General features: G+C 70.4%; 22 protein-coding genes. 2 read left to right on the forward strand and 20 right to left on the reverse strand.

All coding sequences use genetic code 11. The features are described from left to right. Positions 1–19: 19 nt before the first annotated feature. The 7 genes from ACIA5D_RS36180 to pepN all read right to left on the reverse strand — a co-directional run bounded on the left by ACIA5D_RS36180 (position 20) and on the right by pepN (position 7,292). Complete coding sequence (locus ACIA5D_RS36180) at positions 20–868, reverse strand: DegV family protein (protein WP_396034920.1); 849 nt, start codon at positions 866–868, stop codon at positions 20–22. Between the two features lie 57 nt (positions 869–925). After that, positions 926–1,366, reverse strand: a complete 441-nt coding sequence (locus ACIA5D_RS36185; protein ID WP_396034921.1) for a hypothetical protein — start codon at positions 1,364–1,366, stop codon at positions 926–928. A 34-nt stretch (positions 1,367–1,400) separates the two neighbouring features. Then, a complete protein-coding gene (locus ACIA5D_RS36190; RefSeq protein ID WP_396034971.1) occupies positions 1,401–2,030 on the reverse strand; it encodes a histidine phosphatase family protein in 630 nt (209 codons plus the stop codon). Positions 2,031–2,049: 19 nt separating this feature from the next. Beyond that, positions 2,050–2,439 (reverse strand): ribosome silencing factor, encoded by a 390-nt coding sequence (gene rsfS, locus ACIA5D_RS36195; protein WP_396034922.1) that lies wholly within the window; start codon positions 2,437–2,439, stop codon positions 2,050–2,052. A gap of 39 nt (positions 2,440–2,478) precedes the next feature. After that, positions 2,479–3,078, reverse strand: a complete 600-nt coding sequence (gene nadD, locus ACIA5D_RS36200; protein WP_396034923.1) for a nicotinate-nucleotide adenylyltransferase — start codon at positions 3,076–3,078, stop codon at positions 2,479–2,481. Between the two features lie 38 nt (positions 3,079–3,116). Further along, positions 3,117–4,628 carry an ATP-binding protein gene (locus tag ACIA5D_RS36205; protein WP_396034924.1) on the reverse strand — a complete coding sequence of 504 codons (1,512 nt, stop codon included), beginning with the start codon at positions 4,626–4,628 and terminating at the stop codon, positions 3,117–3,119. Between the two features lie 189 nt (positions 4,629–4,817). Beyond that, a complete protein-coding gene (gene pepN / locus ACIA5D_RS36210; protein WP_396034925.1) occupies positions 4,818–7,292 on the reverse strand; it encodes an aminopeptidase N in 2,475 nt (824 codons plus the stop codon). A gap of 214 nt (positions 7,293–7,506) precedes the next feature. On the opposite strand from pepN, the gene trpS reads away from it, so the two are divergent. Next, entirely contained in the window at positions 7,507–8,469 is a 963-nt protein-coding gene (gene trpS, locus ACIA5D_RS36215; protein ID WP_396034926.1) for a tryptophan--tRNA ligase, read from the forward strand. A gap of 5 nt (positions 8,470–8,474) precedes the next feature. Here the strand turns inward: trpS and ACIA5D_RS36220 are convergent, their stop codons facing one another. The 11 genes from ACIA5D_RS36220 to ACIA5D_RS36270 form a co-directional block, all read right to left on the reverse strand. After that, the gene (locus ACIA5D_RS36220; RefSeq protein ID WP_396034927.1) at positions 8,475–8,933 is read right to left on the reverse strand and encodes a GNAT family N-acetyltransferase; all 459 of its coding nucleotides are present in this window, start codon (positions 8,931–8,933) and stop codon (positions 8,475–8,477) included. Between the two features lie 57 nt (positions 8,934–8,990). Beyond that, on the reverse strand, positions 8,991–10,496 hold the full coding sequence (gene obgE / locus ACIA5D_RS36225; RefSeq protein ID WP_396034928.1) for a GTPase ObgE: 1,506 nt from the start codon (positions 10,494–10,496) through the stop codon (positions 8,991–8,993). Positions 10,497–10,582: 86 nt separating this feature from the next. After that, positions 10,583–10,840, reverse strand: coding sequence for a 50S ribosomal protein L27 (gene rpmA, locus ACIA5D_RS36230; protein WP_396034929.1), 258 nt, complete (start codon positions 10,838–10,840; stop codon positions 10,583–10,585). Positions 10,841–10,854: 14 nt separating this feature from the next. Beyond that, a complete protein-coding gene (gene rplU / locus ACIA5D_RS36235) occupies positions 10,855–11,169 on the reverse strand; it encodes a 50S ribosomal protein L21 (RefSeq protein ID WP_396034930.1) in 315 nt (104 codons plus the stop codon). A 153-nt stretch (positions 11,170–11,322) separates the two neighbouring features. Further along, positions 11,323–11,832: a hypothetical protein gene (locus tag ACIA5D_RS36240; protein ID WP_396034931.1), complete on the reverse strand. Its 510-nt coding sequence runs from the start codon at positions 11,830–11,832 to the stop codon at positions 11,323–11,325. Between the two features lie 109 nt (positions 11,833–11,941). After that, entirely contained in the window at positions 11,942–15,103 is a 3,162-nt protein-coding gene (locus ACIA5D_RS36245) for an Rne/Rng family ribonuclease (protein ID WP_396034932.1), read from the reverse strand. Positions 15,104–15,236: 133 nt separating this feature from the next. Then, a complete protein-coding gene (locus ACIA5D_RS36250; protein ID WP_396034934.1) occupies positions 15,237–15,992 on the reverse strand; it encodes a TIGR03936 family radical SAM-associated protein in 756 nt (251 codons plus the stop codon). 30 nt (positions 15,993–16,022) lie between these two features. Continuing rightward, on the reverse strand, positions 16,023–17,966 hold the full coding sequence (locus ACIA5D_RS36255; RefSeq protein WP_396034935.1) for a TIGR03960 family B12-binding radical SAM protein: 1,944 nt from the start codon (positions 17,964–17,966) through the stop codon (positions 16,023–16,025). 20 nt (positions 17,967–17,986) lie between these two features. Continuing rightward, the gene (locus ACIA5D_RS36260; protein ID WP_396034936.1) at positions 17,987–18,331 is read right to left on the reverse strand and encodes an STAS domain-containing protein; all 345 of its coding nucleotides are present in this window, start codon (positions 18,329–18,331) and stop codon (positions 17,987–17,989) included. Further along, positions 18,328–20,826, reverse strand: a complete 2,499-nt coding sequence (locus ACIA5D_RS36265; protein ID WP_396034937.1) for a SpoIIE family protein phosphatase — start codon at positions 20,824–20,826, stop codon at positions 18,328–18,330. The genes ACIA5D_RS36260 and ACIA5D_RS36265 overlap by 4 nt, the downstream gene beginning before the upstream one ends. An 8-nt stretch (positions 20,827–20,834) precedes the next feature. Beyond that, on the reverse strand, positions 20,835–21,632 hold the full coding sequence (locus ACIA5D_RS36270; protein ID WP_396034938.1) for an alpha/beta fold hydrolase: 798 nt from the start codon (positions 21,630–21,632) through the stop codon (positions 20,835–20,837). Positions 21,633–21,786: 154 nt separating this feature from the next. Here ACIA5D_RS36270 and ACIA5D_RS36275 point away from each other — a divergent pair, with 154 nt between their 5' ends. Further along, positions 21,787–22,983, forward strand: coding sequence for a hypothetical protein (locus ACIA5D_RS36275; protein WP_396034939.1), 1,197 nt, complete (start codon positions 21,787–21,789; stop codon positions 22,981–22,983). Positions 22,984–22,998: 15 nt separating this feature from the next. On the opposite strand, the gene ACIA5D_RS36280 is transcribed toward ACIA5D_RS36275, so the two are convergent. Together ACIA5D_RS36280 and ileS are read right to left on the reverse strand one after the other, a co-directional pair. Continuing rightward, positions 22,999–23,673: a lysophospholipid acyltransferase family protein gene (locus ACIA5D_RS36280; protein WP_396034940.1), complete on the reverse strand. Its 675-nt coding sequence runs from the start codon at positions 23,671–23,673 to the stop codon at positions 22,999–23,001. Between the two features lie 147 nt (positions 23,674–23,820). Then, positions 23,821–26,946 (reverse strand): isoleucine--tRNA ligase, encoded by a 3,126-nt coding sequence (gene ileS, locus ACIA5D_RS36285; protein WP_396034941.1) that lies wholly within the window; start codon positions 26,944–26,946, stop codon positions 23,821–23,823. Positions 26,947–26,958: the final 12 nt, after the last annotated feature.

Below are 26,958 nucleotides of genomic sequence, written 5' to 3' on the forward strand. Positions count from 1 at the left end.
CGCGGGAGGCGTTGGTGACTCAGGGGCGACGGTGGACGACCACGCCGGCCAGGCCGGGGCCCACGTGGGCGGCCACGACCGCGCCTATCTCCGTGATGTAGCAGTCCCGCAGGCGGTCGGAGAGGCGCAACGAGACGGCATCGGCCAGAGCGGCCGCTCGCTCGGGCGCCTCCAAGTGGTGGACGGCGATGTCCACCTCGCCGTCGCCGGAGGCCTCGACCGCCAGGTCGACCAGCTTGGCCAATGCCCGGCCCGCGGTGCGGACCTTGTCGCGGACCACGATCGCGCCGTCCGCCACGTGGAGGATGGGCTTCACCGCGAGAGCCGTCCCCAGCAGGGCCGAGGCGGCGCCGATGCGGCCTCCGCGACGCAGGAACTCCAGGGTGTCCACGTAGAAGAGGGTGCTCACGCGCGAAGCATGGTCGGCCGCCTCCGCGCGTACGGAATCAAGGTCTTTGCCGTCGGCTGCCGCCGCCGCAGCGGCCAGCGCGGCGAAACCCAGGCCCATCCCGGTGGTCTTGCTGTCGACCACCTGGACGCGCTCGCCCACCTCGGTGGCGGCCAGGCACGCGGCCTCGTAGGTCCCGGAGAGCTTGGCCGACAGGTGCACCGACACGATGCCGTCGGCGCCGGCCTTCAAGAGCCGGCGATAGGCGTCGGCGAACTGGGACGGTGCGGGACGGGAAGTGCTGACGGCCCAACGGCGGGCGCTCAGCGCGCGGGCCACCTCGGCGGGCTGGACCTGCAAGCCCTCCAGGCCCTCGGCGCCGTTGATCACTACCGTGAGGGGGACGACGGTCAGGTCATACGAGCCGCTCAACTCGGCGGGCAGGTACGCGGTGGAGTCGGTGACGACCGCGACGGGCATGCGAGGCACGTTAACCGATCCGCGCCCGCACGGACGCATAGGAGCCGAACGAAACGATCAGGCGGGGCGGATCGCGGAGACGACGAAGGGGATGCCCTGCTGGCAGGTGGACATCATCTTGGGCTCGGAACGGCCGGTCACCGTCACCTTCTTGCCGACGGTCGCCTCGGCGCGCAGCGACGCGTAGTCGAAGAACAGCAGGTGGGACCCGGCGCTGTCCTTGATCAGGCGGCAGTTGGGCTCGACCCCGGCCTCGACCGTACCGGTGATCGTCTCGGCGTCGCTCGCGGTCGGGTTGTTCCCGCTGGGCTCGGTGGACGGCGAAAGCGGCGCGGAGGGCGAGGGGGAGGCCGAGGGCGAAGGGGATGCCGAGGGGGAGGCCGATGGCGTTGGGGAAGCCGAGGCGGAAGGCGCTGCCGACGGCTCCGGTCCGCCATTGGCACAACCGGCCAGGCAGAGCACGAGCGTCACCAGAACAGCGGCACGACGGGTCAGCATGATGGTTGGACGCTACCGGATCACCGCGAGTTCCTCAGACCGGAGGAGGAACCGGGCGGTCGGTGAACGGCCCCACGTTGTACGCCGCGACCTGCCACCCTCTTTCCCGGTCGTGGGTGAGCTCGACCCAATGGCAGTTCTGCAATGCCCGCAGCGTGCGTAGCTGCTCGAGCGGCCACCCGAGCAGATGCCCGATGCCTTGCCGGGCCGCCGCGCCGTGGGTGGCCACCACGACCGTGCCGCCGGGTGGCGACAGCTCGGCCGCCGCGCGGAGCGCCTCGGAGACGCGTTTGCCCAGGTCGGCCAGGGTCTCAACCTCGCCGCCGACCTCGTGGCCGTGCTTCCACCGGTCGTACTCGTCGCGGTGTAGCCCGGCCACCTCGGTCATCGTGAGGCCCTGCCAGTTGCCGAAGTACCGCTCCCGCAGGCGCTTGTCGTAGTTGATCGACAGGCCGGTCAGGGCGGCCAGCGCGGCCGCGGTGTCGGCGGCCCGGTGCAGGTCGCTGGAGACGATCGCGGCGGGCCGCATCTTGACCAGCAGCTCGGCGGCGTCGACGGCCTGCTGCCGGCCGACCGCGTTCAGCGGCACGTCGGTCTGGCCCTGGACGCGATGACTCGCATTCCAGTCGGTGTTGCCGTGCCGCCAGACGATCAGCCGGCTCACGCGGCCGGCGCCCACGAAATCACGATGCTTCAGCGTCGGCCAGGTCGCGGTCGACGAACGGGATCGTCGGGCAGTCCTTCCACAGCTTGTCGAGGGCGTAGAACTCGCGCTCCTCGGCGTGCTGGACGTGCACGACGATGTCGACGTAATCGAGAAGCACCCACCGGCCCTGACGCTCGCCCTCGCGGCGCACGGGTTTCGCCTTTTCCGGAAGGTTGACCAGGGCTTCCTCGATAGCGTCGACGATCGCGACGACCTGCCGCTCGTTGGACGCGGAGGCGATCACGAAGGCGTCGGTGATGTAGAGCTGCTCAGCGACGTCGATGACGACAATGTCCTGCGCCTTCTTGTCGGCGGCGGCCTGCGCGGCCGTCATCGCGAGTTCAAGCGCGCGCTCAGTGACGGGCAAGAGCGTCCCTTCGTTCGGTGTCCTGGAGATACAAGCGTCTCACACCCGTGTGACATTTCCCGACCCCCGATAGAGGCCGCGCTTGTTGATGTACTGCACAACACCGTCGGGGACCAGGTACCAGACCGGCTCGCCGCCGGCCACCCGCGCCCGGCAGGCCGATGAGGAGATCGCCATGGCGGGAACCTCGACGAGGGTGACCGAGTCGTCGGGAAGGTGGTCGTCGGAGAGCTCGAAGCCGGGCCGGGTGACGCCCACGAAGTGCGCCATGGTCAGCATCTCGAGCGCGTCCTTCCAGCTCAGGATGCGAGCGAGCGCGTCGGCCCCGGTGATGAAGTACAGCTGGGCGTCGCCACCGAAGATCGCCCGCATGTCACGCAGGGTGTCGACGGTGTAGGTGGGGCCGTCGCGGTCGATGTCGGCGCGGCTGACGTGGAAACGCGGGTTCGAGGCCGTCGCGATGACGGTCATGAGGTAGCGGTCCTCGGCCGGGGAGACCTTGCCCTTCTCGTACGGCTGACCGGTGGGCACGAAGACGACCTCGTCCAGGTCGAAACGGGCCTGCACCTCGCTGGCGGCCACCAGGTGCCCGTGGTGGATCGGGTCGAAGGTCCCACCCATGATCCCGATCCGGCGCATCAGAAAAATATAGGCGCTTTTCCGATCAAGGGTGGAGATCAATCGTCGAGGCGGCCGCGCACGGCGGCGAGCAGGTCATCGGCCGTGAACGGCTTCTCCAGCAGCGCCACCCCGGGGTCGAGCGTGCCCTGCGAGTGCAGGACCGGCTGGGCGTATCCGGACATGTAGAGCACCCGGGTCGCGGGGCGCACCCCGGTCAGCCGCTCGGCCAGCTCCTTGCCGAGCATCCCGGGCATCACCACGTCGCTCAGCAGCAGGTCGATCGGGCCGTCGTGCCCGGCCGCGATGTCCAGCGCCGCCGGTCCGCACGGGGCGCAGAGCACTCGGTAGCCGGCGCCCGAGAGGATCCGCCCGGCCACGTCCCGCAGCGCCTCCTCGTCCTCGACGACAAGCAGCGTCTCCCCTCGCCCGCGAGCGGGCGATCTATCAGAAACTGGGGATAAATCGGATTTGTCCGATGGGGTGGCGGCGGGCAGCAGCACCGTAGCGGTCGTCCCGAGCCCCACCGACGAGGCCAGACTGACCTCCCCGCCGGCCTGAGTGACGATCCCGTACACGGTGGCAAGCCCGAGCCCGCTACCCTCCCCGCTACCTTTTGTCGTGAAAAATGGTTCGAAGGCTCGTTCCATCACGTCGGCGGACATTCCCTGCCCCGAGTCGCTGACCCGGAGCCGCACCTGATCCCCGTGCCGCGACGTATCGATCACCAGATCGCCGCCGCCGGGCATGGCATCGCGGGCATTGACCGCCAGACACACCAAGAGCTGCTCGATCTGCCCCGGATCGCACACCACGGCCGGCGAGCCGGGCGCGGCCCGCACCAGCAGACTGATGTGCTCGCCCAGCGACCGCCGCAGCAACTCCTCCACCGACGAGATCACCGCGTTGAGGTCCAGCACCTGCGGCCGCACCACTTCCCGCCGCGCGAACGCCAGCAGCTGATGGGTCAGGTCGGTTCCCCGGTCCCCCGCCCGCACCACCTGCCGGGCATCCGCCGCGATCGCCTTCAGATCGGGCGCGGGAGATTCCGCCTCTTCGATGACGAAGTTCGCATAATTCACGATCACGCCGAGCATGTTGTTGAAGTCGTGCGCGATCCCTCCCGCGAGCTGCCCCAGGCTCTCCAGCCGCTGACTCCGATGCACATGCGCCTCGGCCCGCAGCCGCGCCTTCTCCTGCTCGGCCCGCGCTCGCTCGCTCAGATCCCGGATCACGCAGACGGCGAGACGACCCTGTGGCGTGTCCACGATCGCGACCGACGACTCGACCGGTATCTCGTCGCCGTCCCGCCGCCGGATCGTCGTGGTCACCGCGCCGATCGGCCCGGGCCGTCCCTCGTCCAGCCGGCGCCGACGGGACTCCGGCATCATCCGGGCGTCGTCGGTGATCAGGGACTCGATGCGGGTGCCGAGCAGCTCGTCACGGCGCCGGCCGTACAGCTCCTCGGCCCGGTCGTTGACCAGCACGATCCGGCCGTCGCTCGCCATGACCAGGATCGCGTCGGGGGCGGCCTGCAGCAGACCGCCGGCGAGCTCCTCCGACCACTCCACGCGCACCCCCAAGGCCCTGTTTCGTAACCCGGCCAAGTGCGAGGCGAGGTCCAGGGGTCGGCTGGCGTCGCCCTGCGGGCGCCGTCAGGCGGCGCCTGGGCCACGCCGCAGCCCTGGTCGGGTTACGAAACAGGGCCTACGGGCGAGGGTAGCTGCTAGGAGCGTTTAGCAAAGTTGGGTTCGCAAAGGTCAGAAGCGCGCGGCGAGCGCCTTCCGCATGTCGTCGTCCGTGTCCTGCACGACGCGCCGCAGGATCGGATCGAGATCTTCGCGGGCCAACAGCTCAGCGGCGAGCCGCCGGGTCTCCGGGTCGACGACCACATCCGGGTACGCGAGCCCGACCGTCCGCTCCGCGCTCATCCCGCTCCGGACCCGCATCATCGACGGCATGTCGGCGAAATACCGCGCCACGTACGGGGTGAGCCGGCCAAGCTGTTCCGGCTGCCAGAACCCGGAGGCGGTCATCTCGACGAGCCGGTTGGAGAGCGAGACGTCCTCGACGATCGCCGCCCAGGCCGCGGCCTTCGCGTCGGCGTCGGGCACCGCGGCCCGGCACCGCGCGGCCCACTGCTCGCCGGTGGCGCTGCGGTCCCGCTCGAACTCGGCATCGATCTCGGCCCGGCCGGCCGCCCCGAGCACGACCAGGCGGTAGAGGATCAGCCACCGCAGGTCGGCGTCGATCGGCAGCCCCTCCGGCACGCCGGTCCCGGCCAGCCAGTCCTGCAGCCGGCCCGTCTCGACCGTGGCCCCGATCAGCCCGCGGGCCGCCGCGAGCTGCCGGGACCCACCCGGCTCCGAGACGGCGAGCAGCCGATCGGCGGCCTGCGCGACCAGTTCGAGCGCCGCGGGCCGGGTCTCGGGAGTGGAGTAGCGGTCGACCAGGCTGCGGGTGGCCCGCAGCACGTCCTCGACGATCACGACCTCGGTCTCGACCGGCAGCGCCGCCAGCACGAGGGTGACCAGCTCGGCGACCGGCTGCTCGCCGTCCACCACGGCGTCGAGGGTCGAGGCCCAGAGCACGGCCCGGGCCAGCGAGTCCCCGATCAGCGGCAGCATGCTGGGCACGGCCGCGGTCGACGCGTCATCGAGCCGGATCTTGGCGTACGTCAGATCGCCGTCGTTGAGCAGCACCAAGCCCGACTTATCGGAAAAGTCGGGTACTTCGGTGTGGCCGGACGCGGCAACCTCGACCGAGACCAGCGATCCCCGAACCACGGTCCCATCGGCAGCCCGGTCGTAGAGCCCGATCCCGAGCCGGTGAGGACGCAGCGTCGGGTAGTCCGCGGGAGCGGTCTGGAGCACCGCCATCGATCCGTTGGAATCCCGAGTCGTACGCAAGGTATTGACCTGCGCCCGCCGCAGCCATACCTCGGCCCACGCCGACAGATCCCGCCCGCTGGCCGCGGCCAGCGCCGCCAGCAGGTCCGCGAGCGTCGCGTTCCCGTACGCGTGCGCCGCGAAATGCGCGTTGAGCCCGGTCAGGAAGGCTTCGTCGCCCACCCACGCCACGAGCTGCTTGAGGGTCGCGGCTCCCTTCGCGTACGAGATGCCGTCGAAGTTGAGCAGCGCCTCGTCGGTGTTCGTGACCGACTCGGGCGCGACCGGATGCGTCGAAGGATGCTGGTCGGCCCGCAGGCCCCAGGCCTTCCGCTGCATGGCGAAGGTCGTCCACGTCCCCTTGAACCGGGTCGCCTCGGCGGTGACACGCGTGCCCAGGTACTCGGCGAACGACTCGTTCAGCCACAGGTCGTCCCACCAGGCCATGGTCACCAGGTCGCCGAACCACATGTGCGCCATCTCGTGCGCGATGACGTTGGCCCGCGCCTCGCGCTGGCTCTCGGTGACCGCCGAACGATAGATCATCTCGTCGCGGAAGACCACGAGGCCCGGGTACTCCATGGCGCCGAAGTTGAACTCGGGCGCGAATGCCTGCTGGTAGTGCCCGAAGGGGAACCGGATGTCGAACATCTCGTGGTATCGGTCGAGGCACTGCTTGGTGACCGTGAACAGCTCCTCGGCCTGCGCGTCGAGGTGCTCGGCGAGCGCCGCCCGCACGTAGAGCGCCAGCGGAATGCCGTCGTGCGAGTCGGTCACCGCATGAAAGGGCCCGGCGAACAGCGTGGCCAGATAGGTGGAAATCGGCTTGGTGGGGGCAAATTCCCACACACCGCCCTGCGATGACAAGGGCAAGCCGTTGGCCGCGACCTTCCAGGAAGGCGGCGCGGTCACCGACACCTTGAAGACCGCCTTGAGATCCGGCTGGTCGAACGCCGGCAGCACGCGCCCCGCGTTGTTGATGAACAGGTGCTGGTAGAGGTAGACGTTCCCGTCGGCCGGGTCGACGTACTTGTGCAGACCCTCACCGGTGTTCGAGTACCGCATGGTGGCGGTCACCGCGAGCTCGTTCTCGGCGGCAAGGCCGTCCAGCAAAAGCCGTCCGGAAGAAACCGCCGACGATGGCACGGAAACGCCGTTCAGCATGATCGACGAAACTGAGACCGGCTCGAACTCCAGAAACGTCGCCGCACCCGGCGTGGCGGAGAAGCGCGCCACCGTACGCGATCCGAAGGTGTCCCCGTCGGCGGTGAGGTCGAGGTGGATCTCGTACTCGTGGACGTCGACGACGGCGGCGCGGGTAGCGGCCTCGGCACGGGTGAGCGGCATGACGACCATCATGCCTGTCCGGCCGAGACGGCACACCGTCGCCTCGCGGTAGGATGTGCGACGTGCGCGCGCTGAACCTGTGCTGGTGGCTGCCCTGACGGGCGGCTACCCACACGCGCATGACCTCATCCGCGGCCGCCCCTTCCGGGCGGCCGTTTTCGCATGTGAAGGCCGGTTCGGGCGGGGCTGCCACCCGCACCGGAAGGAACCGGCCATGAAACGACTCACCGGCTTTCAGCCCACCGGCGACCTGCACCTCGGCAACCTGCTGGGCGCCATGGGGCCCCTCGTGCAAGATCAACAAAACCGGGACTCGATCGCCATGATCGCCGATCTGCACGCGATGACCATGGAGCACGATCCGCAGGTCCTCCGCCGGAAAATCCTCGAGGTCGCCACGCTGCTGCTGGCCGCCGGCGTCGACCCGAAGCGCACCGCCCTGATCGCCCACTCCCAGGTCCCCGAGCACACCGAGCTGCACTACCTGCTGGAATGCGTCTGTCACTTCGGCGAGGCGGCTCGCATGATCCAATTCAAGGAGAAGTCGGCGGCGGGGGGCGCGGTGCGACTCAGCCTGCTCAGCTATCCCGTGCTCATGGCGGCCGACATCCTGGTGCACGACGTCCATGAGGTGCCGGTGGGCGACGATCAGAACCAGCATCTCGAGCTCGCCCGAACGCTCGCGACCAGGTTCAACTCGCGCTACGGCGAGACCTTCGTGGTGCCCGAGGGCGTCCGGCCCGAGTCGGCCGCGCGGATCATGGATCTGGCCGACCCGACCGCCAAGATGAGCAAGAGCGCGCGCTCGTCGGCCGGCCGGATCGGGCTGCTCGACCCGCCCGAGGTGATCCGCCGGACGATCTCGCGGGCGGTCACCGACACCGTGGGCATAGTGCAGCACGATCCGCAGAACCAGCCCGGCGTCACCAACCTGCTGGTGATCCTGGCCGAGTGCACGGGCGAGGCGCCGGGCGCGTACACGTCCTACGGCGCCCTCAAGCGCGACGTCACCGATGCGGTGGACGCGCTGCTCGCACCCATTCGCAAGCGTTACGCGGAGCTGGCCGACGACCCCGGCCACGTACGCCAGGTCTTGGCGGAGGGCAACACCTTGGTGCGTCCTGCGGCGCTTGCCACCGTACGCCGTACGCGCGCGGCCCTCGGGCTCAACCTTTAGTCCGGCTAAGGGCGGTGGACCAACGCCACCAGCCGCTTCTCGAAGCACACCGAGAACGGGTTGCCCACATAGGGGCCGTACGCGGGGATCTGGCGGTACCCCGCGGATTGGTAGAGCGCGATCGCCGCGGGCAGGTAGTCGCCGGTCTCGAGCCGGATGACGGGCCGGCCCGCGGCGAGCGCCTCCTCCTCGATCGCGACGATCATCTGGCGGGCGATGCCGCGGCCCCGGAACGCGGGGCGCACGTACATCCGCTTGAGCTCGACGACCCGGTCGTCGACCGCCTGCCAGGCCGCGCAGGCCACCGCGCGGTGCTCGACGACCGCCACCAGATACGCAGCGTCATCGTACGGAACGAACACCGCGGTGTTCATCCCCTTGTCGATCTCCCGTATCTCACGCAGCTGAGCCGTGACCAGGGCGGCAAGTTCCGGGTCCAGGGCGGGGCGGGATTCGATCAGCACGAAGGTGACTCTAAGCGAAGTCCCTTTCCGGATGGTTGCGCAAAGCTGGACTACGCCCTATTCGCCGGTGTCGTCCTCATCGTCCTCGTCGGTAACCAGCACCGGCCGATTGGCGTTGGCGACGGTCGTGACCGTGCCGTCCGCGGCCATGTGCAGCAGCTCGTCGTCGCCGCGGACCCGGCGGGCCTTGCGGGCCGCGAGGCGCTGCGCCGCGGTCAGCCGGTTGCTGTCGTCCTCGAGACGGGCGTCGGTGCCGCGCGGGCCGGCCACGAACTCGCCGCCGTTGGGCTGCCAGTCGAACTCGCGGTCGGCGATCCGCACCGGGTCGCCCGCCTGCGCGCCCCTCTTGCCCAGCTCGGCCTCGACGCCCAGCCGCTCGAGCCGGTCGGCGAGGTAACCGATCGCCTCGTCGTTGTCGAAGTTCGTCTGCCGGATCCAGCGCTCGACCTTGGCGCCGCGCACCACGTAGACGCCGTCCTCGTCCTGCTCGACCGTGAAGCCGCTCTCGTCGACCGCGCGGGGACGCACCACGACCCGGGTCGGCTCGGCGGGCGGGTGGGCGAGACGGTGCTCGGTGACGGTGGCGGCCAGCGCGAACACCAGGTCCTTGAGGCCTTCGCGGGTCACGGCGCTGACCTCGAAGACGCGGTAACCACGCGCCCCGAGGTCGGGGCGGACCATCTCGGCGAGGTCGCGGCCGTCCGGAATGTCGATCTTGTTGAGCACCACGAGCCGGGGCCGGTCCTCGAGACCGCCGTACGCGGCCAGCTCGGCCTCGATCGCGTCGAGGTCGGCCAGGGGATCGCGGTCGATCTCGGGCGCCGCCGCGTCGAGCACGTGCACCAGGACCGAGGTGCGCTCGATGTGCCGCAGGAACTGCATGCCCAGGCCCTTGCCGGTGGCCGCGCCCGGGATCAGGCCGGGCACGTCGGCCACGGTGAACGTCTGGTCGCCGGCCTGCACCACGCCGAGGTTGGGCACGAGCGTGGTGAACGGGTAATCGGCGATCTTGGGCTTGGCCGCGGACATCACCGAGATCAGCGACGATTTGCCGGCCGAGGGAAAGCCGACCAGGCCCACGTCGGCGACGCTCTTGAGCTCGAGCACCACGTCGAGCCGGTCGCCAGGCTCGCCCAGCTCGGCGAAGCCGGGGACCTTGCGCCGGGTGTTGGCCAGCGAGGCGTTGCCCCGGCCGCCACGGCCGCCACGCGCCACCTCGAACGTGGTGCCCTCGCCGATGAGGTCGGCAAGCACCTCGCCGTCGGCGGTCTGCACGACCGTGCCGTCCGGCACCTGGACCACGAGGTCCTTGCCGTTGGCGCCGTCGCGGTTCGCGCCCGCGCCGCCACCGCCGTTGGGGGCCTTGATGTGCGGGTGGAAATGGAAGTCGAGCAGCGTGTGCTGCTGCGGGTCGACGACCAGCGTGACGCTGCCGCCGTGCCCGCCGTTGCCGCCGTCGGGGCCGCCGAGCGGCTTGAACTTCTCCCGGCGCACCGAGACGCAGCCGTGCCCGCCGTCACCCGCCTGCAGGTGCAGCACGACCCGATCGACGAACGTGGTCACTGCTCAACTCTCCTCAACAAAACAGCGGGCCAAGAACCCCGGAGGGTCCTGGCCCGCTGTTGACAGAACCAGCTGAAAATCCGAACTTACTCCGAGACCGGAACGATGCTCACGGTCTTGCGACCGCGGATCGTGCCGAACAGCACGTTGCCCGTGGCCAATGCGAACAGCGTGTCATCGCCACCACGGCCGACCAGCTCGCCCGGGTGGAACTTCGTGCCACGCTGACGGATCAGGATCTCGCCGGCGTTGACCAGCTGGCCGCCGAACCGCTTGACGCCGAGCCGCTGCGCGGAGGAGTCGCGGCCGTTGCGCGAGCTGGAAGCACCCTTTTTGTGAGCCATGAGTGATCCGCCCCTTACTTCCCGCTCGTGATGCCGGTCACCTTGACGCGGGTCAGCGGCTGACGGTGCCCCTGGCGCTTGTGGTAGCCGGTCTTGTTCTTGAACTTGTGGATCCGGATCTTCGGACCCTTGGTGTGCTCGGCGATCTCGCCGGACACCGTAACGTTGGCAAGCTTGGCCGCGTCGGTCACCAGGTTGTCACCGTCGACGAGGAGGACAGCGGCGAGCGTGAGCGCATCGCCGGGCACGCCCGCGAGCTTCTCGACCTCGATCACGTCGCCCTCGGCAACCTTGTACTGCTTGCCGCCGGTCTTGACGATCGCGTACATCGGACGCGGACTCCCTGAGACTTACGCAGCGATAACCGCTGCTTGGCGGATGGTGCTGGCCCGGACGCAAATGAGAACGCCCCGGGGCACGACGCATGGAAAAGCGCCGTCGGCAAGCGTACTTCATTCGACGCGCCGATCCCAAACCGGGGTTCACCCCCGGCCGCACGCCTTGTCCAGGGTAGCCGTGAGCGCCGACATCTTCTCAGCGTTGATCTTCGTGACGTCGCCCTTGAACGCGTTGACCTGCTTGCTCATCTGGGTCAGGGCCGACTTGAGCGCCTCGTCGTCGGCGAGCTTGGCCATCCCCGCGAGCGCGGACGAGAAGCTCGACACGTCCCGGTCGATCTTCTGCTGGGCCTGTGCCTTCGCCGCCGCGCCCTGGCTCGCGGCGTCGATCTGCATCTGGAGGTCGGCGATGAAGGTCTGGCCGAAGCCGGTGCTGGTGCGCTCGGCCTGCTCGCAGATGGCCTTGGTGTTGCCGGACAGCGCCTTGTCGGCCGAGGCCGCCACGGAAGGGTCGACCGGCGCGGGGTCGACCGGCGCGGGCGCCACGGCGGAGCCTCCGGCGTTCGGGGTCTGGCCGGCGGTGGGTGTCGCGCCGCCGCCGGAGCAGCCGGCGGCCAGCAACGGAAGAAGTAGGAGTGGCGCGAAGCGTCGCACGGGGATGTCTCCTCGGGGGAAGGATCAATCCCCGGAGGGTAGCGGACGTCGACGGCGGTGAGCGGCTTGGCAGTTAAGTTTCTTTACCAAACCGCTCCCGCGTCTGCCCTTACGGGCGCGTCCGTCGCCTGGTTCCCCCGCGCCGCGAGCGCCGGCGGCCCGCGCCCGCGCCCACCGGCTCGTCGTCATCCTCGTCGTCGTCCTCGTCGGCCGCGTCCGGGTCGTCCGCGCCGGTCAACCGCAACGGCTCGGCCGGTTCCGCCGCCTCGACCGGCTCGGCCGACGGCATCTCGTAACGGGACAGGTCGTAGCCGCTGATGTCGTAGTCGTCCTGCGGGTCGTCGGAGGTGAGCGCCGGCACGGCCCGTGACACGATCCCCGATCCGTGCGCCTGAGCCGGTGGCAGGTCCGCGGCGATCGCCATCGGGTCCTCCCGCTCGGCCGGCTCTTCGGACGGCGCGGCAGCCACGGACGCTTCCGGGGCCGGCGCGGCCTCGGCCGCGCCGCGGCGCCGGCGCGAGCGCGACGACGTGGCGGCCGGCTGCTGCTGGGCCGGCGCCTGCTCGGTACGGGTGGCCGCCGCGACCGCCTTCACCTGGTTGCCGGCGCCGCCATTGGTCCGCTTCTCCGGCACCGGCTCGGTGTGAATCAGCACGCCTCGGCCCTTGCAGTGGTCACAGGTCTCGCTGAAGGCCTCGAGCAGGCCCGCCCCGATCCGCTTGCGGGTCATCTGCACCAGGCCGAGCGAGGTGATCTCGGTGACCTGGTGCTTGGTGCGGTCCCGGCCCAGGCACTCGGTGAGCCGCCGCAGCACCAGCTCGCGGTTGCTCTCGAGCACCATGTCGATGAAGTCGATGACCACGATGCCGCCGAGGTCGCGCAGCCGCAGCTGGCGCACGATCTCCTCGGCCGCCTCGAGGTTGTTGCGGGTGACCGTCTCCTCGAGGTTGCCGCCCGCGCCGGTGTACTTACCGGTGTTCACGTCGACGACCGTCATCGCCTCGGTGCGGTCGATCACCAGGTGCCCGCCCGAGGGCAGGAACACCTTGCGGTCGAGGCCCTTGAGGATCTGCTCGTCGATCCGCTTGTCGGCGAAGAGGTCCCCGACGCCGGTGTACCGGTGCAGGCGCTCGACCAGGTCGGGCGACACCGAGTTGAGGTAGTTCTCGACCTCGGCGTACGCCTGGTCGCCCTGCACCACCAGCTCGCGGAAGTCCTCGTTGAAGAGGTCCCGGACCACCCGGATGACCAGGTCGGGCTCCTCGGAGAGCGCGGCCGGCGCGTGCCCCTCGGCCGCCCGGCGCTGGATCTCCTCCCACTGCGCCTGCAGCCGCTTGACGTCGCGGGCCAGCTCGTCCTCGCTCGCGCCCTCGGCCGCGGTCCGCACGATCACCCCGGCGCCGTCCGGCACCAGCTTCTTCAGGACGTCACGCAGGCGCTTGCGCTCGGTGTCGGGCAGCTTGCGGCTGATCCCGGACGCGTTGCCGTTGGGCACGTAGACCAGGTGCCGGCCGGAAAGCGCGATGTGGCTGGAGAGCCGGGCGCCCTTGTGCCCGATCGGGTCCTTGGTGACCTGCACGAGCACCGAGTCGCCGGACTTGAGCGCCTGCTCGATCGAGCGGGCGCGACCCTCCAGGCCGGTGGCGTCCCAGTTGACCTCGCCGGCGTAGAGCACGGCGTTGCGGCCCCGGCCGACGTCGACGAACGCCGCCTCCATGCTCGGCAGCACGTTCTGCACCTTGCCGAGGTAGACGTTGCCGACCATGGTGCCGGAGGTCGCCCGGGCCACGTAGTGCTCGACCAGGATGCCGTCCTCGAGCACGGCGATCTGGGTGCGGTCGGACTTCTGCCGGACGACCATGACCCGGTCGACCGCCTCGCGGCGGGCCAGGAACTCGGACTCGCTGAGGATCGGCGGGCGGGTACGGCGCTGCTCGCGGCCGTCCCGGCGGCGCTGGCGCTTGGCCTCGAGCCGGGTCGAGCCGGAGACGCCCTGCACCTCGTCGGTGCGGCGCGGCTCGCGCACCCGCACGACGGTGTGCACGCCGTCCTCGATGCCGCCGGTCTCGGTGTCCCCACCCGAGCCCTTACGGCGACGACGACGCCGGCGGCGGGTCACACCGTCGCCCTCGTCGGACTCCTCGTCGCTCTCGTCGGACTCATCCTCGACGGAGGCCTCGGCGCCCTCCTCGGCCTCGGCGGCCTCGTCGTCCTCGGCCGGGCCCTTGCCCCGCCCGCGGCCACGACGGCCACGACGGCGGCGGCGGCGACCCGCGGCGAACTCGTCGTCGGTCTCGTCCTCGAGGCCTTCCTCGACGTCGTCGGCCGACTCGTCCACCTCGTCGACGGGCTCGGCGGCCTCCTCGGCGGCCTCGGCCGCGGCGGCGACCAGGGGCTCGGCCGGCTCCTCAGCGGCGCCACGACGGCGACGCCGGCTGCGGCGGGAGCCTTCGGCCGGGACCTCGGCCGGGACCTCGGCGACGGCGGCCTCGATCTCGGGGACCTGGGCCTCGGCGGCGACCGGCGCGGCAGCCGTGCCGCGACGTGAGCGCCGGCTGACCGGCGCGGCCTCGGCCTCGTTGGCCTCCGGCGGCATGAAGAGCACGGCGGGGGGCAGCGCGGCGCGGCGGGCACGACGCCCGGCGGGCTTCTCCTCCTCGATGAAGTCGTCGTCCAGCGGAAGGACGCCGACGATCGGGGCGGACCCAGCCGCCACAGCCGGCGCCTCCACGACCGGCTCGTCCTCGGCCGGGGCCTCGACGACCGGCTCCTCGCCGGTGATCAGCGGCTCGACCGGAACGACCGGCTCGGGATCGGGCGCGACCGCCGCGGGCACGGCCTTCTTCCGCCGGGCGCGGGTCGCCTTGACCGGCGGCGCGGTCTCGGCCGGCTCCCCGGAAGCGGCCGTCGCGGCGGCCCCTTCCGCGGCAGCCGGAGCAGTAGCGGACGACTCGCCCGCGGCAGCCGAAGCAGCAGCAGCCGGGGCGGTCGCCTTGCGGCGGCTGCGGGTGGCCTTCACGGGCTTCGCCGGCGGCTCGGCCTCGGTGGCCGCCGCCTCTATGGTCGCCCCCGGCTCGACGGATCCCATCGACGCCGGCCCCGCCTCGGCCGGACCGGCCTCGGTGGGCGCAGCCTCGGCGGCGGGCGCCGTGGCCTTGCGGCGTGTGGTCCTCGCGCGACGCGGAGGGGTGGCAGTGGTGCTATCGGCGGTTTCGGCGGGTGGCATAGCCACCTCGCTCGTCTCACCGCCCGGTAGCTCGTTTTCGAGCATGGGCGCTCTCCAGTTTCTGGCAGTCCCGGGCGCGTTTGAGCGCTGCCACGCAGGGCTGCCGCAAGTGTTTCGGTCCCGGCCGGGTTAGCGGACGGGCGGCCGAAGTCTGCCGTTCGGGCGCAGGCCGGTTCAGCTAGCGCCCTCCGATAGCCGCATTCTCGCGATCCGCGTCCAACGGATCGACGATCTCCCCCTGCGCGGTGAGCGTGCCCTGGGCCAGCCGGGTCACCCGCGAGGGCACCGGCGGCTCCAGGCCAGCCACGACACGCAGGCCGGAAAGGACGTCATCGGGTCGCACGGCGGGCGTTACCTGTCGTACGACAAGGTCGATTATCGCACACGGTGCTGCGAACTCCCCGGAAGGTACGTCGGACTGCTCGGTCACAGCGAAGTGGGTCACCGCGACCCGGGCGTCGAACGTGCGGCGGCCCTGCTTGGTCATGCGCTCGACCGGCACCTCGTCGGCGTCGAGGAAGGCCTTGATCGCCGCGGCCGCCACCGCCGGGTCGACCTCGGGCAGCTCGATCCGCCACCGCGAGGCGTCGATCCGGTCGGCCAGGCTGCCCTCGCCGGCCACCACAGCCTCGAGAATGTCCAGGCCAGGCGACAGAGCGGCGTCGAGGGCCAGCCGCAACTGCCCCGGGTCGATCTCGGCCTGCAGACCGATCTCGAGGTATTCCGCCTCGCTCCCGACACCGGTGGGCGCCGCGCTCGCGTACGAAATCTTGGGGTGTGGGGTGAAGCCCTGAGAGAAGGCGATCGGCGCCCCGGCCCGCCGCAACGCCCGTTCGAAGGCGCGCGCGAAGTCGCGGTGTGACGTAAAACGCAGTGGGCCGCGTTTCGCATACCGGATCCGGATCCGCTGGACGACCGGGGCCTGGCCGCCCACCGGCTGATTCTTGGGGGGAATGTCCTACTCCTAAACCGGGACCCGCAGGTTGTTCACCGGGGTCAGAGGAAGCAGCTTCTTACCGGTCGGGCCGATCTGGATCTCGGTGTCCATCGAGGGGCACACGCCGCAGTCGAAGCACGGGGTCCAGCGGCAGTCGTCCTGCTCGTACTCGCTGAGCGAGTCCTGCCAGTCCTGCCAGAGCCAGTCCTTGTCGAGGCCCGAGTCGAGGTGGTCCCAGGGGAGCACCTCGGACTGCTCGCGCTCGCGGGTCGTGAACCAGTCGAGGTCCACCCCGAAGCCCGGCAGCACCTCGGCGGCCGACTCGATCCAGCGGGCGTACGAGAAATGCTCGCTCCAGCCGTCGAAACGTCCGCCTTTTTCCCAGACGCGCCGGATCACTGCCCCGACGCGGCGATCGCCCCGGGAAAGCAGGCCCTCGATCAGCGACGGCTCGCCGTCGTGGTAGCGGTACCCGATCGCGCGGCCCAGCGACCGATCGCTGTTGATCACGTCTTTGAGCATCTTGAGGCGGCCGTCGATCACCTCGGGCCGTTCCATCGGCGCCCATTGGAACGGGGTGTGCGGCTTGGGCACGAACCCGCCGATCGACACCGTGCAGCGGATGTCCTTGGTGCCGGTGGCGGCGCGACCGGCCTTGATCACCTCGTGGGCCATGCGGCCGATCTGGGCGACGTCGTCGTCGGTCTCGGTGGGCAGGCCGCACATGAAGTACAGCTTCACCTGCCGCCAGCCGTTGCTGTAGGCAGTGACGACCGTCCGGATCAGGTCTTCCTCGGTCACCATCTTGTTGATGACCTTGCGGATGCGCTCGGAGCCGCCCTCGGGGGCGAAGGTCAGGCCGGTGCGGCGCCCGTTGCGGGACAGCTCCTGCGCGAGGTCGATGTTGAACGCGTCGACCCGGGTCGACGGCAGCGACAACGAGACGTTGGTGCCCTCGTACTGCTCGGCGAGGCCGGAGCACATGTCGCCGATCTCGGAGTGGTCGGCGGACGAGAGCGAGAGCAGGCCGACCTCGGAGAAGCCGGAGAACTCGAGGCCCTCCTTCACCATCTGCCCCACCGTGGTGATCGACCGCTCGCGTACGGGGCGGGTGATCATGCCGGCCTGGCAGAACCGGCAGCCGCGCGTGCAGCCCCGGAAGATCTCGACGGCGTACCGCTCATGGACGGTCTCGGCCAGCGGGACCAGGGGCTTCTTCGGGTACGGCCAGGCGTCGAGATCCATCGTCGTGCGCTTCGCGACCCGGAACGGAACGTCCGGGCGGTTCGGCACGACCCGCTGGATGCGGCCGTCGGGCAGGTAGTCGACGTCGTAGAAGCGCGGCACGTAGATGCTCTCGGTACGGGCCAGGCGCAGCAGCAACTCGTCGCGCCCGCCGGGCCGGCCCTCCGCCTTCCACTCGCGGATGATGCCGCTGATCTCGAGGACCGCCTCTTCCCCGTCGCCGAGCACTGCGGCGTCGAGGAAGTCGGCGATCGGCTCGGGGTTGAAGCTCGCGTGGCCGCCGGCCAGCACGATCGGGTCGTCGTCGGTGCGGTCGGCGCTGTTGATCGGGATGCCGGCCAGGTCGAGCGCGGTGAACATGTTGGTGTACCCGAGCTCGGTCGCGAACGACAGGCCGAGCACGTCGAAGTCGCGGACCGGGCGGTGCGCGTCGACGGTGAACTGCGGGACGCCGCGCTCGCGCATCAGCGCCTCGAGGTCGGGCCAGACCGCGTACGTGCGCTCGGCCAGGATGTCGTCCTGCTCGTTGAGCACCTCGTACAGGATCTGGACGCCCTGGTTGGGCAGGCCCACCTCGTACGCGTCGGGGTACATCAGGGCCCACCGAACATTGGCGGCGTCCCAGTCCTTGACGACGGCGCCGAGCTCGCCACCCACGTACTGGATCGGCTTGCTGACCAGGGGCAGCAACTGCTCGAGCTGCGGGAAGACGGAACGTGCGCTCATGGGACTTCAGCGTACGCGGGCTAACCGCCCAACTCCGCTGCGGCCCTGTCCAGATCTGTTGCCAGAATGTCGTCGCGGAACGCGCACAGCTGGAGGGTCGTCCGGGCCGGGCCGCGCTCGCCGACCACCAGCCGGGTCCGCTTGCCGGCCGCGAAGAGATCGCCGACGAGCGCGTCGAGCAGCCGCACCCCGGCGCTGTCCAGGAAAGAGACGGTGGTCAGGTCGATGAGCACCGTGCCCGACTCGCGGATCCGGGACACGATCGCCTTGCCGATGTCACCGGCGTTCGCCATGTCGATCTCGCCGCTGAGGTGGACGAGCTCGGCGTTGCCGATCTTGGAGAACCGGACCCATTGATCGGTCACTCCGCCTCCCTGGCCCGGCGCATGGTCACGGTCGTGCCATCGGTGCGGTCGAAGAGCACCTGGTCCATCGACTCGCGGATCAGCTGGAGGCCGCGCCCGCGGGCCACGTCGGTGACCGCGCCCCGCCACGTGCCGCGGTCGGTGACCTTGACCTCGACCGCGTCCTCGGTCACCGTGGCCACCACGTCGATCGTGCCGAACGGGTCGTCGCGGTACCCGTGCTCGATCGAGTTGGCCACCGCCTCCGAGCAGGCCAGCAGCACCGCGTCCCGGGTCTCCGGCTCGACGTCGTGCGAGACCAGCCAGGCGCGCAGGTCGGCACGCAGCAGCGCGATCTGCATGCGGTCGGCGCCGATCGACCGCTCGATCCTCTCCTCGGTGCCCAGCGTCAGGCAGAGCAGGCAGACGTCGTCGGCGTGGTCGCGGCCGACCAGGGTGTCGGCCAGCGCGGAGCTCAGGCCCTGCAGCGGCGCGTCCCGGCGGCGGGCGAACTCGCGGGCCAGCACCTCGAAGCCCTTGTCGATCGGCCGGGTACGCCGCTCGATCAGCCCGTCGGTGTAGAGCAGGAGGCGGCTGCCGGCCGCCAGCGTGCGCGAGTGCTCGGTGCGGCGCCGGTCGCCGGCCCGGGAACCCAGCGCGGCCGAACGCGCATCCAGGAGAAACTCCGGCGAGCCGACCGGCTCCTGCAGCAGCGGCGGCAGGTGGCCGGCGCACGCGTACGTGAGCTCGCCCGTCACCAGGTCGACCTCCGCGTACGCCACCGTGGCCATCCGGGCCGACTCGACCCGGTCGACGAACCGGTCGAGCCCCTCCAGCAGCCGGGCCGGGCCGACCCCGTCGCCGGCGAGCGCCCGGATCGCGCTGCGCAGCTGGCCCATCGTGGTGGCCGCGTCGATTCCCCGCCCGACCACGTCGCCGACCGCCATGGCCAGCTTGTCCTTGGTGATCAGGAACGCGTCGAACCAGTCGCCGCCGACCTCGAGATCCTGCGCGGCCGCGTGGTAGTAGGTCTCCACCGCGAACCGGGCGTCGCCGCCGGGCAGGTTGCCGGCGAGCAGGCTGCGCTGGAGCGTCCGGGCGATCTGCCTTTCCTGCTCGTAGAGCCGCGCGTTCTCGAGGGCGAGCCCGGCCCGGTCGGCGAGCTCGGTGAGGAACGCCCGCTCGCCCTCGCCGCCGCGGCGGTCGAGCACCATCTGCAGCGACAGCGTGCCGAGCACCCGGCCGCGCGCGGTCAACGGCAGCACCACGCAGCCGGCTGCCGCCTCCTGGTCCGGGAAGATCGGCTCGCTCGATGCGGTCACCCGGGCGATCGCGTGGGCCAGCCAGTCGGCGCCGGGGGCCGCGCCGCCCGCTTCCTCCAGCACGCCGGTCGGGCCGACCGAGAGCCGCACCGAGGCCCAGTCGGCGATCTCGGGCACCATCCGATCGACGAGGCGACGGGCCCGGGGCAGCAGGCGGTGCACTTCATCGAGCGAGCGGGTCGTCTCGGACAGGAACGTGGTCCGTTCCTCGCGACGACGCAGGTCGTCGTAGAGGCGGGCGCGGTCGAGGGCCTGGCCGGCGTGCTGGCCGAGCAGCCGCACGACGCGCAGCTCGTGGTCGGTGAGCCGGTGCTCGCCGGTGAAGCTGAACGCGAGCACGCCGAGCGTCTCGGCGCCTGGCTGGTCGTCGGCCGGCCCGGTGGTGAGCGGCAGGAGAACCACCGTGTTGCGCCCGGAACGACGCATGTTGTCGACCAGGTCGGGAAAGTGCTCCTTGGCCTCGGTGAGCGAGCCGACGACGTGCAGGTCGCCGCGCTCGGCCACGCGCGCCACCGCCCGCGGTGAGGAGCGCGGCATGTCGTCCCAGTTGCCGGTGGTCGGGTCGGTCGAGGCCACCGCGACGATCGTGTCGCGTTCCGCGTCGACCAGGTAGATGCTGCTGCTCGCGGCGCCGAAGGCCGGCTCGGGCGCGCGGACCACGGCCTCGGCGACCTCGGCCTCGGTGGGCGCCGCGGCCAGGTCGGCGACGACCCGCTGGAGCACCTGGATACGGCGCTCGGAGTCTTCGGCGCGCTTGCGGGCGAACAGCAGCTCCTTCTCGTAGCCGCGTCGCTCGGTGGCATCGAAGACCGTGGTGCGGATCGCCCGTGGCTCTCGTTCCGGGCCGCGGGCCAGCAGCGAGTTGACCAGGGTGGGCAGCGTCCGGCCGTCCGCGCACACCACGTCGAAGGCGAGCTCGTGCACCTCGTCCTGCATGCGTAGCAGCGGAGCGTAGTGGGTCTCGTGGTAGATCTGCCCGCCGGAGCTGAGCAGGTCCCGGAAGCGGCGATGACCGACCAGGTCACCGCGCTTGTATCCGGTCCAGGACAGGAAGGTCTGGTTGACCTTCACGATGGTCCCGTCCGGAAGCGTCGTCAGATACCCGCACGGCGCGTGCTCGTACAGGTCGTCCGGGTCTTCATCCCACGGCAGCCGTAACTCCTGCGTCACGTCCGGCCCACCAGAGTCACTCACGATCCGCTCTACAGCCAAGCCTTCATCGCGTCGACGGTCTCCTCCGGCGCACTGAGGTTGGGGCAGTGCCCGGTCGCATTCATATATACCAACGTGCTGCCCGCGGTGTGCTTATGAACGTAGTCCCCCACGACCCTCGGCGCGATCACATCGTCGGAGCATTGCATGATCAACGACGGTGTACGCAGTTTGAGCAGGTCGTCGCGGTTGTCGGAGAAGAACGTGACACGCGCGAACTTCTTGGCGATCTCGGGGTCGGTACGGCAGAAGCTGTTGGTCAGCTCTTCGCCGAGCTCGGGCCGGTCGGGATTGCCCATGATGACCGGGGCCATCTGGCTGGACCAGCCCAGATAGTTGCTGTCCAGGGAGTCGAGCAGGGACTCGATGTCCTCGCGCCCGAAACCGCCGACGTAGTTGTCGGCCGGCTCGTCGATGTAGCGCGGGGAGGGGCCGACCAGGACCAGCTTGGCGAAGCGCTCGGGCTCCTTGACCGCGGCGAGCACGCCCATCATCGCGCTGACCGAGTGGCCGACGAAGACCACGTCCCGCAGATCGTTCTCGTGCAGGATCTCGAGGATGTCGTCGGCGTAACCGTCGAGAGTGGAGTAGCGGGCGTCTTCGTACGCGGACAAGTCGGACTTGCCGTTGCCGACGTGGTCGAACAGAACGAGCCGATACGTGTCCGCGAAAGCGGGAGCGACCAGGCGCCACATGTTCTGGTCACAGCCGTACCCATGAGCGAACATCATCGGCTGGCCGAGATCGTTCCCGGTCAACGTGACGGCGTTTCTCTGTGTCGTTCTCATGTCTCGGTAACCATACGGCTCCGATCCGTTCGGCACACCGCCCACTCTGTCCGTCATTCGGGTCCGGAGTCCGGTCCGCGTGGTTCGGCGGGTTGGCACACCCGCTCTAGCCTCGGGGAAGACGCCGGTTCCCGGTAGCGAAGGAGATCGACGGATGACCGACCAGCAGCCGGGCGAGGTCGACCCGGCAGCCGAGCGTGATCCGGCCCGCGTCGAGGGCGGCGGCGAGCAGTCGACGGTGGGCGCGCCGGCGCGCTGGAGCGGATCGGCTGCCGTGCCGCCGCCGGCGCCGAAGAAGTCCTGGTGGCCGCGGCGGCAGCAGGAGCCGGAGGACGAGCGCACCGGGATCCCGGCGGTCGATCCGTGGGCCGGCCAGGACACCCCGATCGACCCGATCCCGATCGCGCTGGACCCCACCGCGGTCGAGCCGCCGCTGCCGCCCACCCGCGTCGAGCCGCCGGCCTCACCGGCAAGAGCCCCACAACCAGCGCCGGCCAATGGGGCGAAGCCGGCGAACGCCGGCCCGCCGCCGCAGAGCCCGCAACCGCCGCCGCAGGCCCCGCAACCGCCGCCGCCGGCGACGCAAGCCCCGCAACCGGCGCCGCGACAGCCCGTGCCGCTGCCGACCGCCCCGCCGAAGCTCTCCCGCCGCGAGCGCAGGCAACGCGAGCGAGCAGCCAGGATGCGCCCGCCCGTCAACCGCCTCCCGGTGCAGACCCGCCCGCCGTCGCCGCCCGCGCCACCCCCGTGGGCCACCCCGCGACAGCCGCAGCGCCCGCTACCGCCCCCGCGCCGCAAGCGCCGCCGCGGCCGCCTGTTCCTCTTCGCCCTGCTGGGCGTCCTCTGCTGCTGCGGCCTGCCGTTCGCGTACTTCCAGTTCCCCGCGGCCCGCCAGTACCCGGTGACGGCCGATCTTCCGGCCGACTTCTCCGACCTGAGCCTGCGCGACGACAGCGCCAGCAAGCGGGCCGCCGACCGCCTCGCCGCGCAGCTCGACGCGGCGGACGCCCAGGACGGCCGGCCGTTCGCCGGCGTCTACGGCGACAGCCGCGGCAAGCGGGTCACCGTGTTCGGCGTGACCGGCTGGCGATTCACCCCGAAGAGTGATGTCCGGGCGCAACTGGACCGCCTCGCCGACGACTTCGGCCTCTCGAACGTCCAGTCGTTCAGCCTCGGCGAGAGCGGCGCCCACGAGAGCTGCGGCGTCGGCCGCGCGGACGGCAACGCGGTGGTGGTGTGCGCCTGGGCCGACCACGGCAGCATGGCCACGGTTCTGCTGACCCGCCGCTCGATCGCCGACAGCGCCGACCTCGTCGGCCGGCTGCGCTCGGCGGTGCTGACCCCGGGCTAAGCAGGACAGGCCCTACTAGGACTCGGCCTTCTTGGCGGGGGCGTACCGCGGCACGTACTCCTGCCCGGTCAGCTTCTGGATCTCACCCATGACCTCGTCGGTGAGCGCTCGCAACGACGTACGGTCGTTGGCCCGCCCCTCGACCGAGATCGGCTTGCCGAACCTGACCGTGATCTTGCCGCGGAACGGCATCGGGTACGGCTGGCCGATCGGCTGCACCTTCTCGGTGCCCAGCATGCCAACCGGAATGATCGGCACACCCGCTCCGACCGCGAGCCGGGCCACGCCCGTACGCCCTCGATAGAGACGCCCGTCGGGCGAGCGCGTGCCCTCGGGGTACACCACCACCATGTCGCCGGCCTTGAGCACCGGGATCGCGCCGTCGAACGCGGCCAGGGCATCGCGCCCGCCGGCCCGTTGAACCCGGATGGCCCCGAGTCCGTTGAGCAGATTGCGGGTGAACCAGCCGCTGAGCCCGGTGCCGTCGAAGTAGTCGGACTTCGCCCAGAAGGCGAGGTGCCGCGGGACGACGGCGCCGATGAAGAGCTCGTCGGCGACCGAGAGGTGGTTGCCCGCGAAGATCGCGCCGCCGGTCTTGGGCACGTGCTCGAGGCCCTCGACGTGCGGCCGCCAGCCGAGCATCAGCAAGTTGCCGACGGTGAGTTTGCCGATCGAATAGAGCAGCGGCAACGCAGGTTCCTCCGGGGACGGTGTCGCGCAAAAAGTGGGGAGCAGGCTGAGGTTATCGGACCTGGACCCGGAAGTCCCCGTCGAGCTTGCGACGCTGCCCGGACATTCACCGCACAGGCGGCAAATATCCGGGCCGGGTTTACTGATTCACAGATTGGCGCGACCTACCGTCACCGTGATCTCCTCGCCGTCGCCCACTTCACCGGCGAAACCGGCCTCCCCGGCCGGCGCGAAACCGACCGAGGTCGCCAGCGTCTCGCCGGCCACGAAGTCCCGGTGCGCGACCACCGCGAGCTGCACCGCCTCGGTGGCCGAGACGGTCAGCGCGATCCGATCCGAGACGTCCAGGCCGGCGTCGCGGCGGGCCTGCTGGACCACCCGGATCACGTCGCGGGCCAGGCCCTCGGCGAGCAGCACCGGCGTGACCACGGTGTCGAGCACGACGACCCCGGCCCCGCCGGGCAGCGCCGCCGAGTTCGCCACGTCGCTGGCGACCAGCTTCAGCTCGTACTCGCCCTCCTGCAGGGTGACCCCGGCGGCCACCGGCGCGCCGTCGACGAGCTGCCACTCGCCCTTCTTGACCGCCTGGATGACCTGCTGCACCTGCTTGCCGACGCGGGGGCCGAGCGCCCGCGGCACGACGGTGAGCACCTGCTCGCAGTACGCGGCCACGTCGTCGGTGAACACCACGTCCTTGACGTTGACCTCGTCGGACAGCAGGTCGCCGAAGCTCGCCAGCGCGGTCGCGTCGGCGGTCGCCACGGTGAGCCGGGCCAGCGGCAGCCGGACCCGCAGCGCGCGGGCCTTGCGCAGCGAGAGCGCGGCCGAGGCCACGTCGCGGATCGCGTCCATCGAGGCGACCAGCTCGTGATCGGCCGGGAATTCGGCCGCGGACGGCCAGTCGGTGAGGTGCACCGACCGCTCGCCGGTCAGGCCACGCCAGATCTCCTCGACGGTCAGCGGCGCGAGCGGCGCAACAACCCGGCAGACCGTCTCGAGCACGGTGGCCAGGGTGTCGAACGCGTCGTGGTCGCCGGCCCAGAAGCGGTCCCGCGACCTTCTCACGTACCAGTTGGTCAGCGCGTCCAAGTACGACCGCACCGACGCGGCCGCGCCCGAGATGTCGTACTCGTCCATCTGGCGCTGCACGTCGGTGACCAGCTCGCCAGTCTTGGCGAGGATGTACCGATCAAGGAGATGCGAGGAATTAGCCTGAAAGGAAGCAGAATAGCCAGATGCATTTGCATAAAGGCTGAAGAAGTACCAGACGTTCCAGAGCGGAAGCAGCACCTGCCGTACGGAATCCCGGATCGCCACCTCGGTGACCGGCATGTCCCCGCCCCGCAGGACCGGCGACGACATCAGCATCCAGCGCATCGCGTCGGAGCCGTACGTGTCGAAGACCCGGTACACGTCCGGATAATTCCGCAAGGACTTCGACATCTTCCGGCCGTCCTCGCCCAGCAGGATGCCGTGGCTGAGGCAGTTGCGGAACGCCGGCCGGTCGAACAGCGCCGTGGCCAGCACGTGCATGGTGTAGAACCAGCCCCGCGTCTGCCCGATGTACTCGACGATGAAATCGCCCGGGTAGTGGTGCTCGAACCACTCCTTGTTCTCGAACGGGTAGTGCACCTGCGCGAACGGCATCGACCCCGACTCGAACCAGCAGTCGAGCACCTCCGGCACCCGGCGCATGGTCGACTGCCCGGTCGGGTCGTCCGGGTTGGGCCGGGTCAGCTCGTCGACGTAGGGCCGGTGCAGGTCGGTCACGGTTACGCCGAAGTCGCGCGACAGCTCCTCGAGCGACCCGTAGACGTCCACCCGCGGATAGTTCGGGTCGTCCGACTTCCAGACCGGGATCGGCGAGCCCCAGAACCGGTTCCGCGAGATCGACCAGTCCCGCGCGTTGGCCAGCCACTTGCCGAACGAGCCGTCCTTGATGTGCGCCGGCGTCCAGGTGATCTCCTGGTTGAGCTCGACCATCCGGTCGCGGAAGCTGGTCACGGCCACGAACCAGGACGACACCGCCTTGTAGACCAGCGGGGTGTCGCAGCGCCAGCAGTGCGGGTACGAGTGCGTGTAGCCCTCGTGCCGCAGCACCGCGCCCTTCTCCTTCAACGCGGCGATGACCGGCTTGTTGGCGTCGAAGACCTGCACGCCCTGCCACGGCGGGACGATCGAGGTGAACCGGGTGTGGTCGTCCACGGTCACGATCGTCGGGATGCCGGCCGCGTTGCAGACGTTCTGGTCGTCCTCGCCGAACGCCGGCGCCTGGTGCACCACGCCGGTGCCCTCCTCGTCGCTGACGTAGTCGGCCGCCAGGACCTGGAAGGCATTCGGCCCGGCCTGCTCGACGAGGAAGTCGAACAGTGGCGTGTACTTCCGCCCGGCCAGGTCACGGCCCAGCACCGAGCCGACCTTTGCAAAACCTTCAAGCTCTTTCGCGTACGCGGTGACGCGCGCATCGCCGATGATCAGCTTCTCGCCGTCCGCGTTCTGCAGGACCGCGTACTCGATCTCGGGGCCGACCGCGAGCGCCAGGTTCGACGGCAATGTCCACGGCGTGGTCGTCCACACCGCGACCTTCTCGCCGGTCTCCAGCTGGAACGTCACGGTCAGCGCCGGGTCGGTCCGGTCCCGGTACACGTCGTCCATCCGCGTCTCGGTGTTGGACAGCGGCGTCTCGCAGCGGAAGCAGTAGGCGAGAACCCGGAAGCCCTCGTACACCAGGCCCTTGTCGAAAAGGGTCTTGAACGCCCACATGACCGACTCCATGTAGCTGGGGTCGAGGGTCTTGTAGTCGTTACCGAAGTCGACCCAGCGGGCCTGCCGGGTGACGTACCGCTCCCAGTCCTTGGTGTAAGCGAGCACCGACGCGCGGCAGGCTTCGTTGAACTTGTCGATGCCCAGCTCGACGATCTGCGCCTTCGTGGTGATGCCGAGCTGCTTCTCGGCCTCCACCTCGGCCGGCAGCCCGTGGGTGTCCCAGCCGAAGCGCCGCTCGACGTGCTTGCCGCGCATCGCCTGGTACCGCGGCACCAGGTCTTTCACGTACCCCGTGAAGAGGTGCCCGTAGTGCGGCAGCCCGTTGGCGAACGGAGGGCCGTCGTAGAAGACGTACTCGTTGGTGCCGTTCTCCCCCGCCGGCCGCTGGTCGACAGACGCCTCGAACGTCTTGTCGGCCGTCCAGTGCTCGAGCACGGCCCGCTCCACGGCGGGCAGATCCGGGCTGGCCGGCACACCAGTGGCATCGGTGTGCTTGGGATAAGCCATCGATGGTCCCCT

Origin of the sequence: Actinoplanes sp. NPDC051513 (genome assembly GCF_044454685.1) — a bacterium.
Classification (GTDB): domain Bacteria; phylum Actinomycetota; class Actinomycetes; order Mycobacteriales; family Micromonosporaceae; genus Actinoplanes.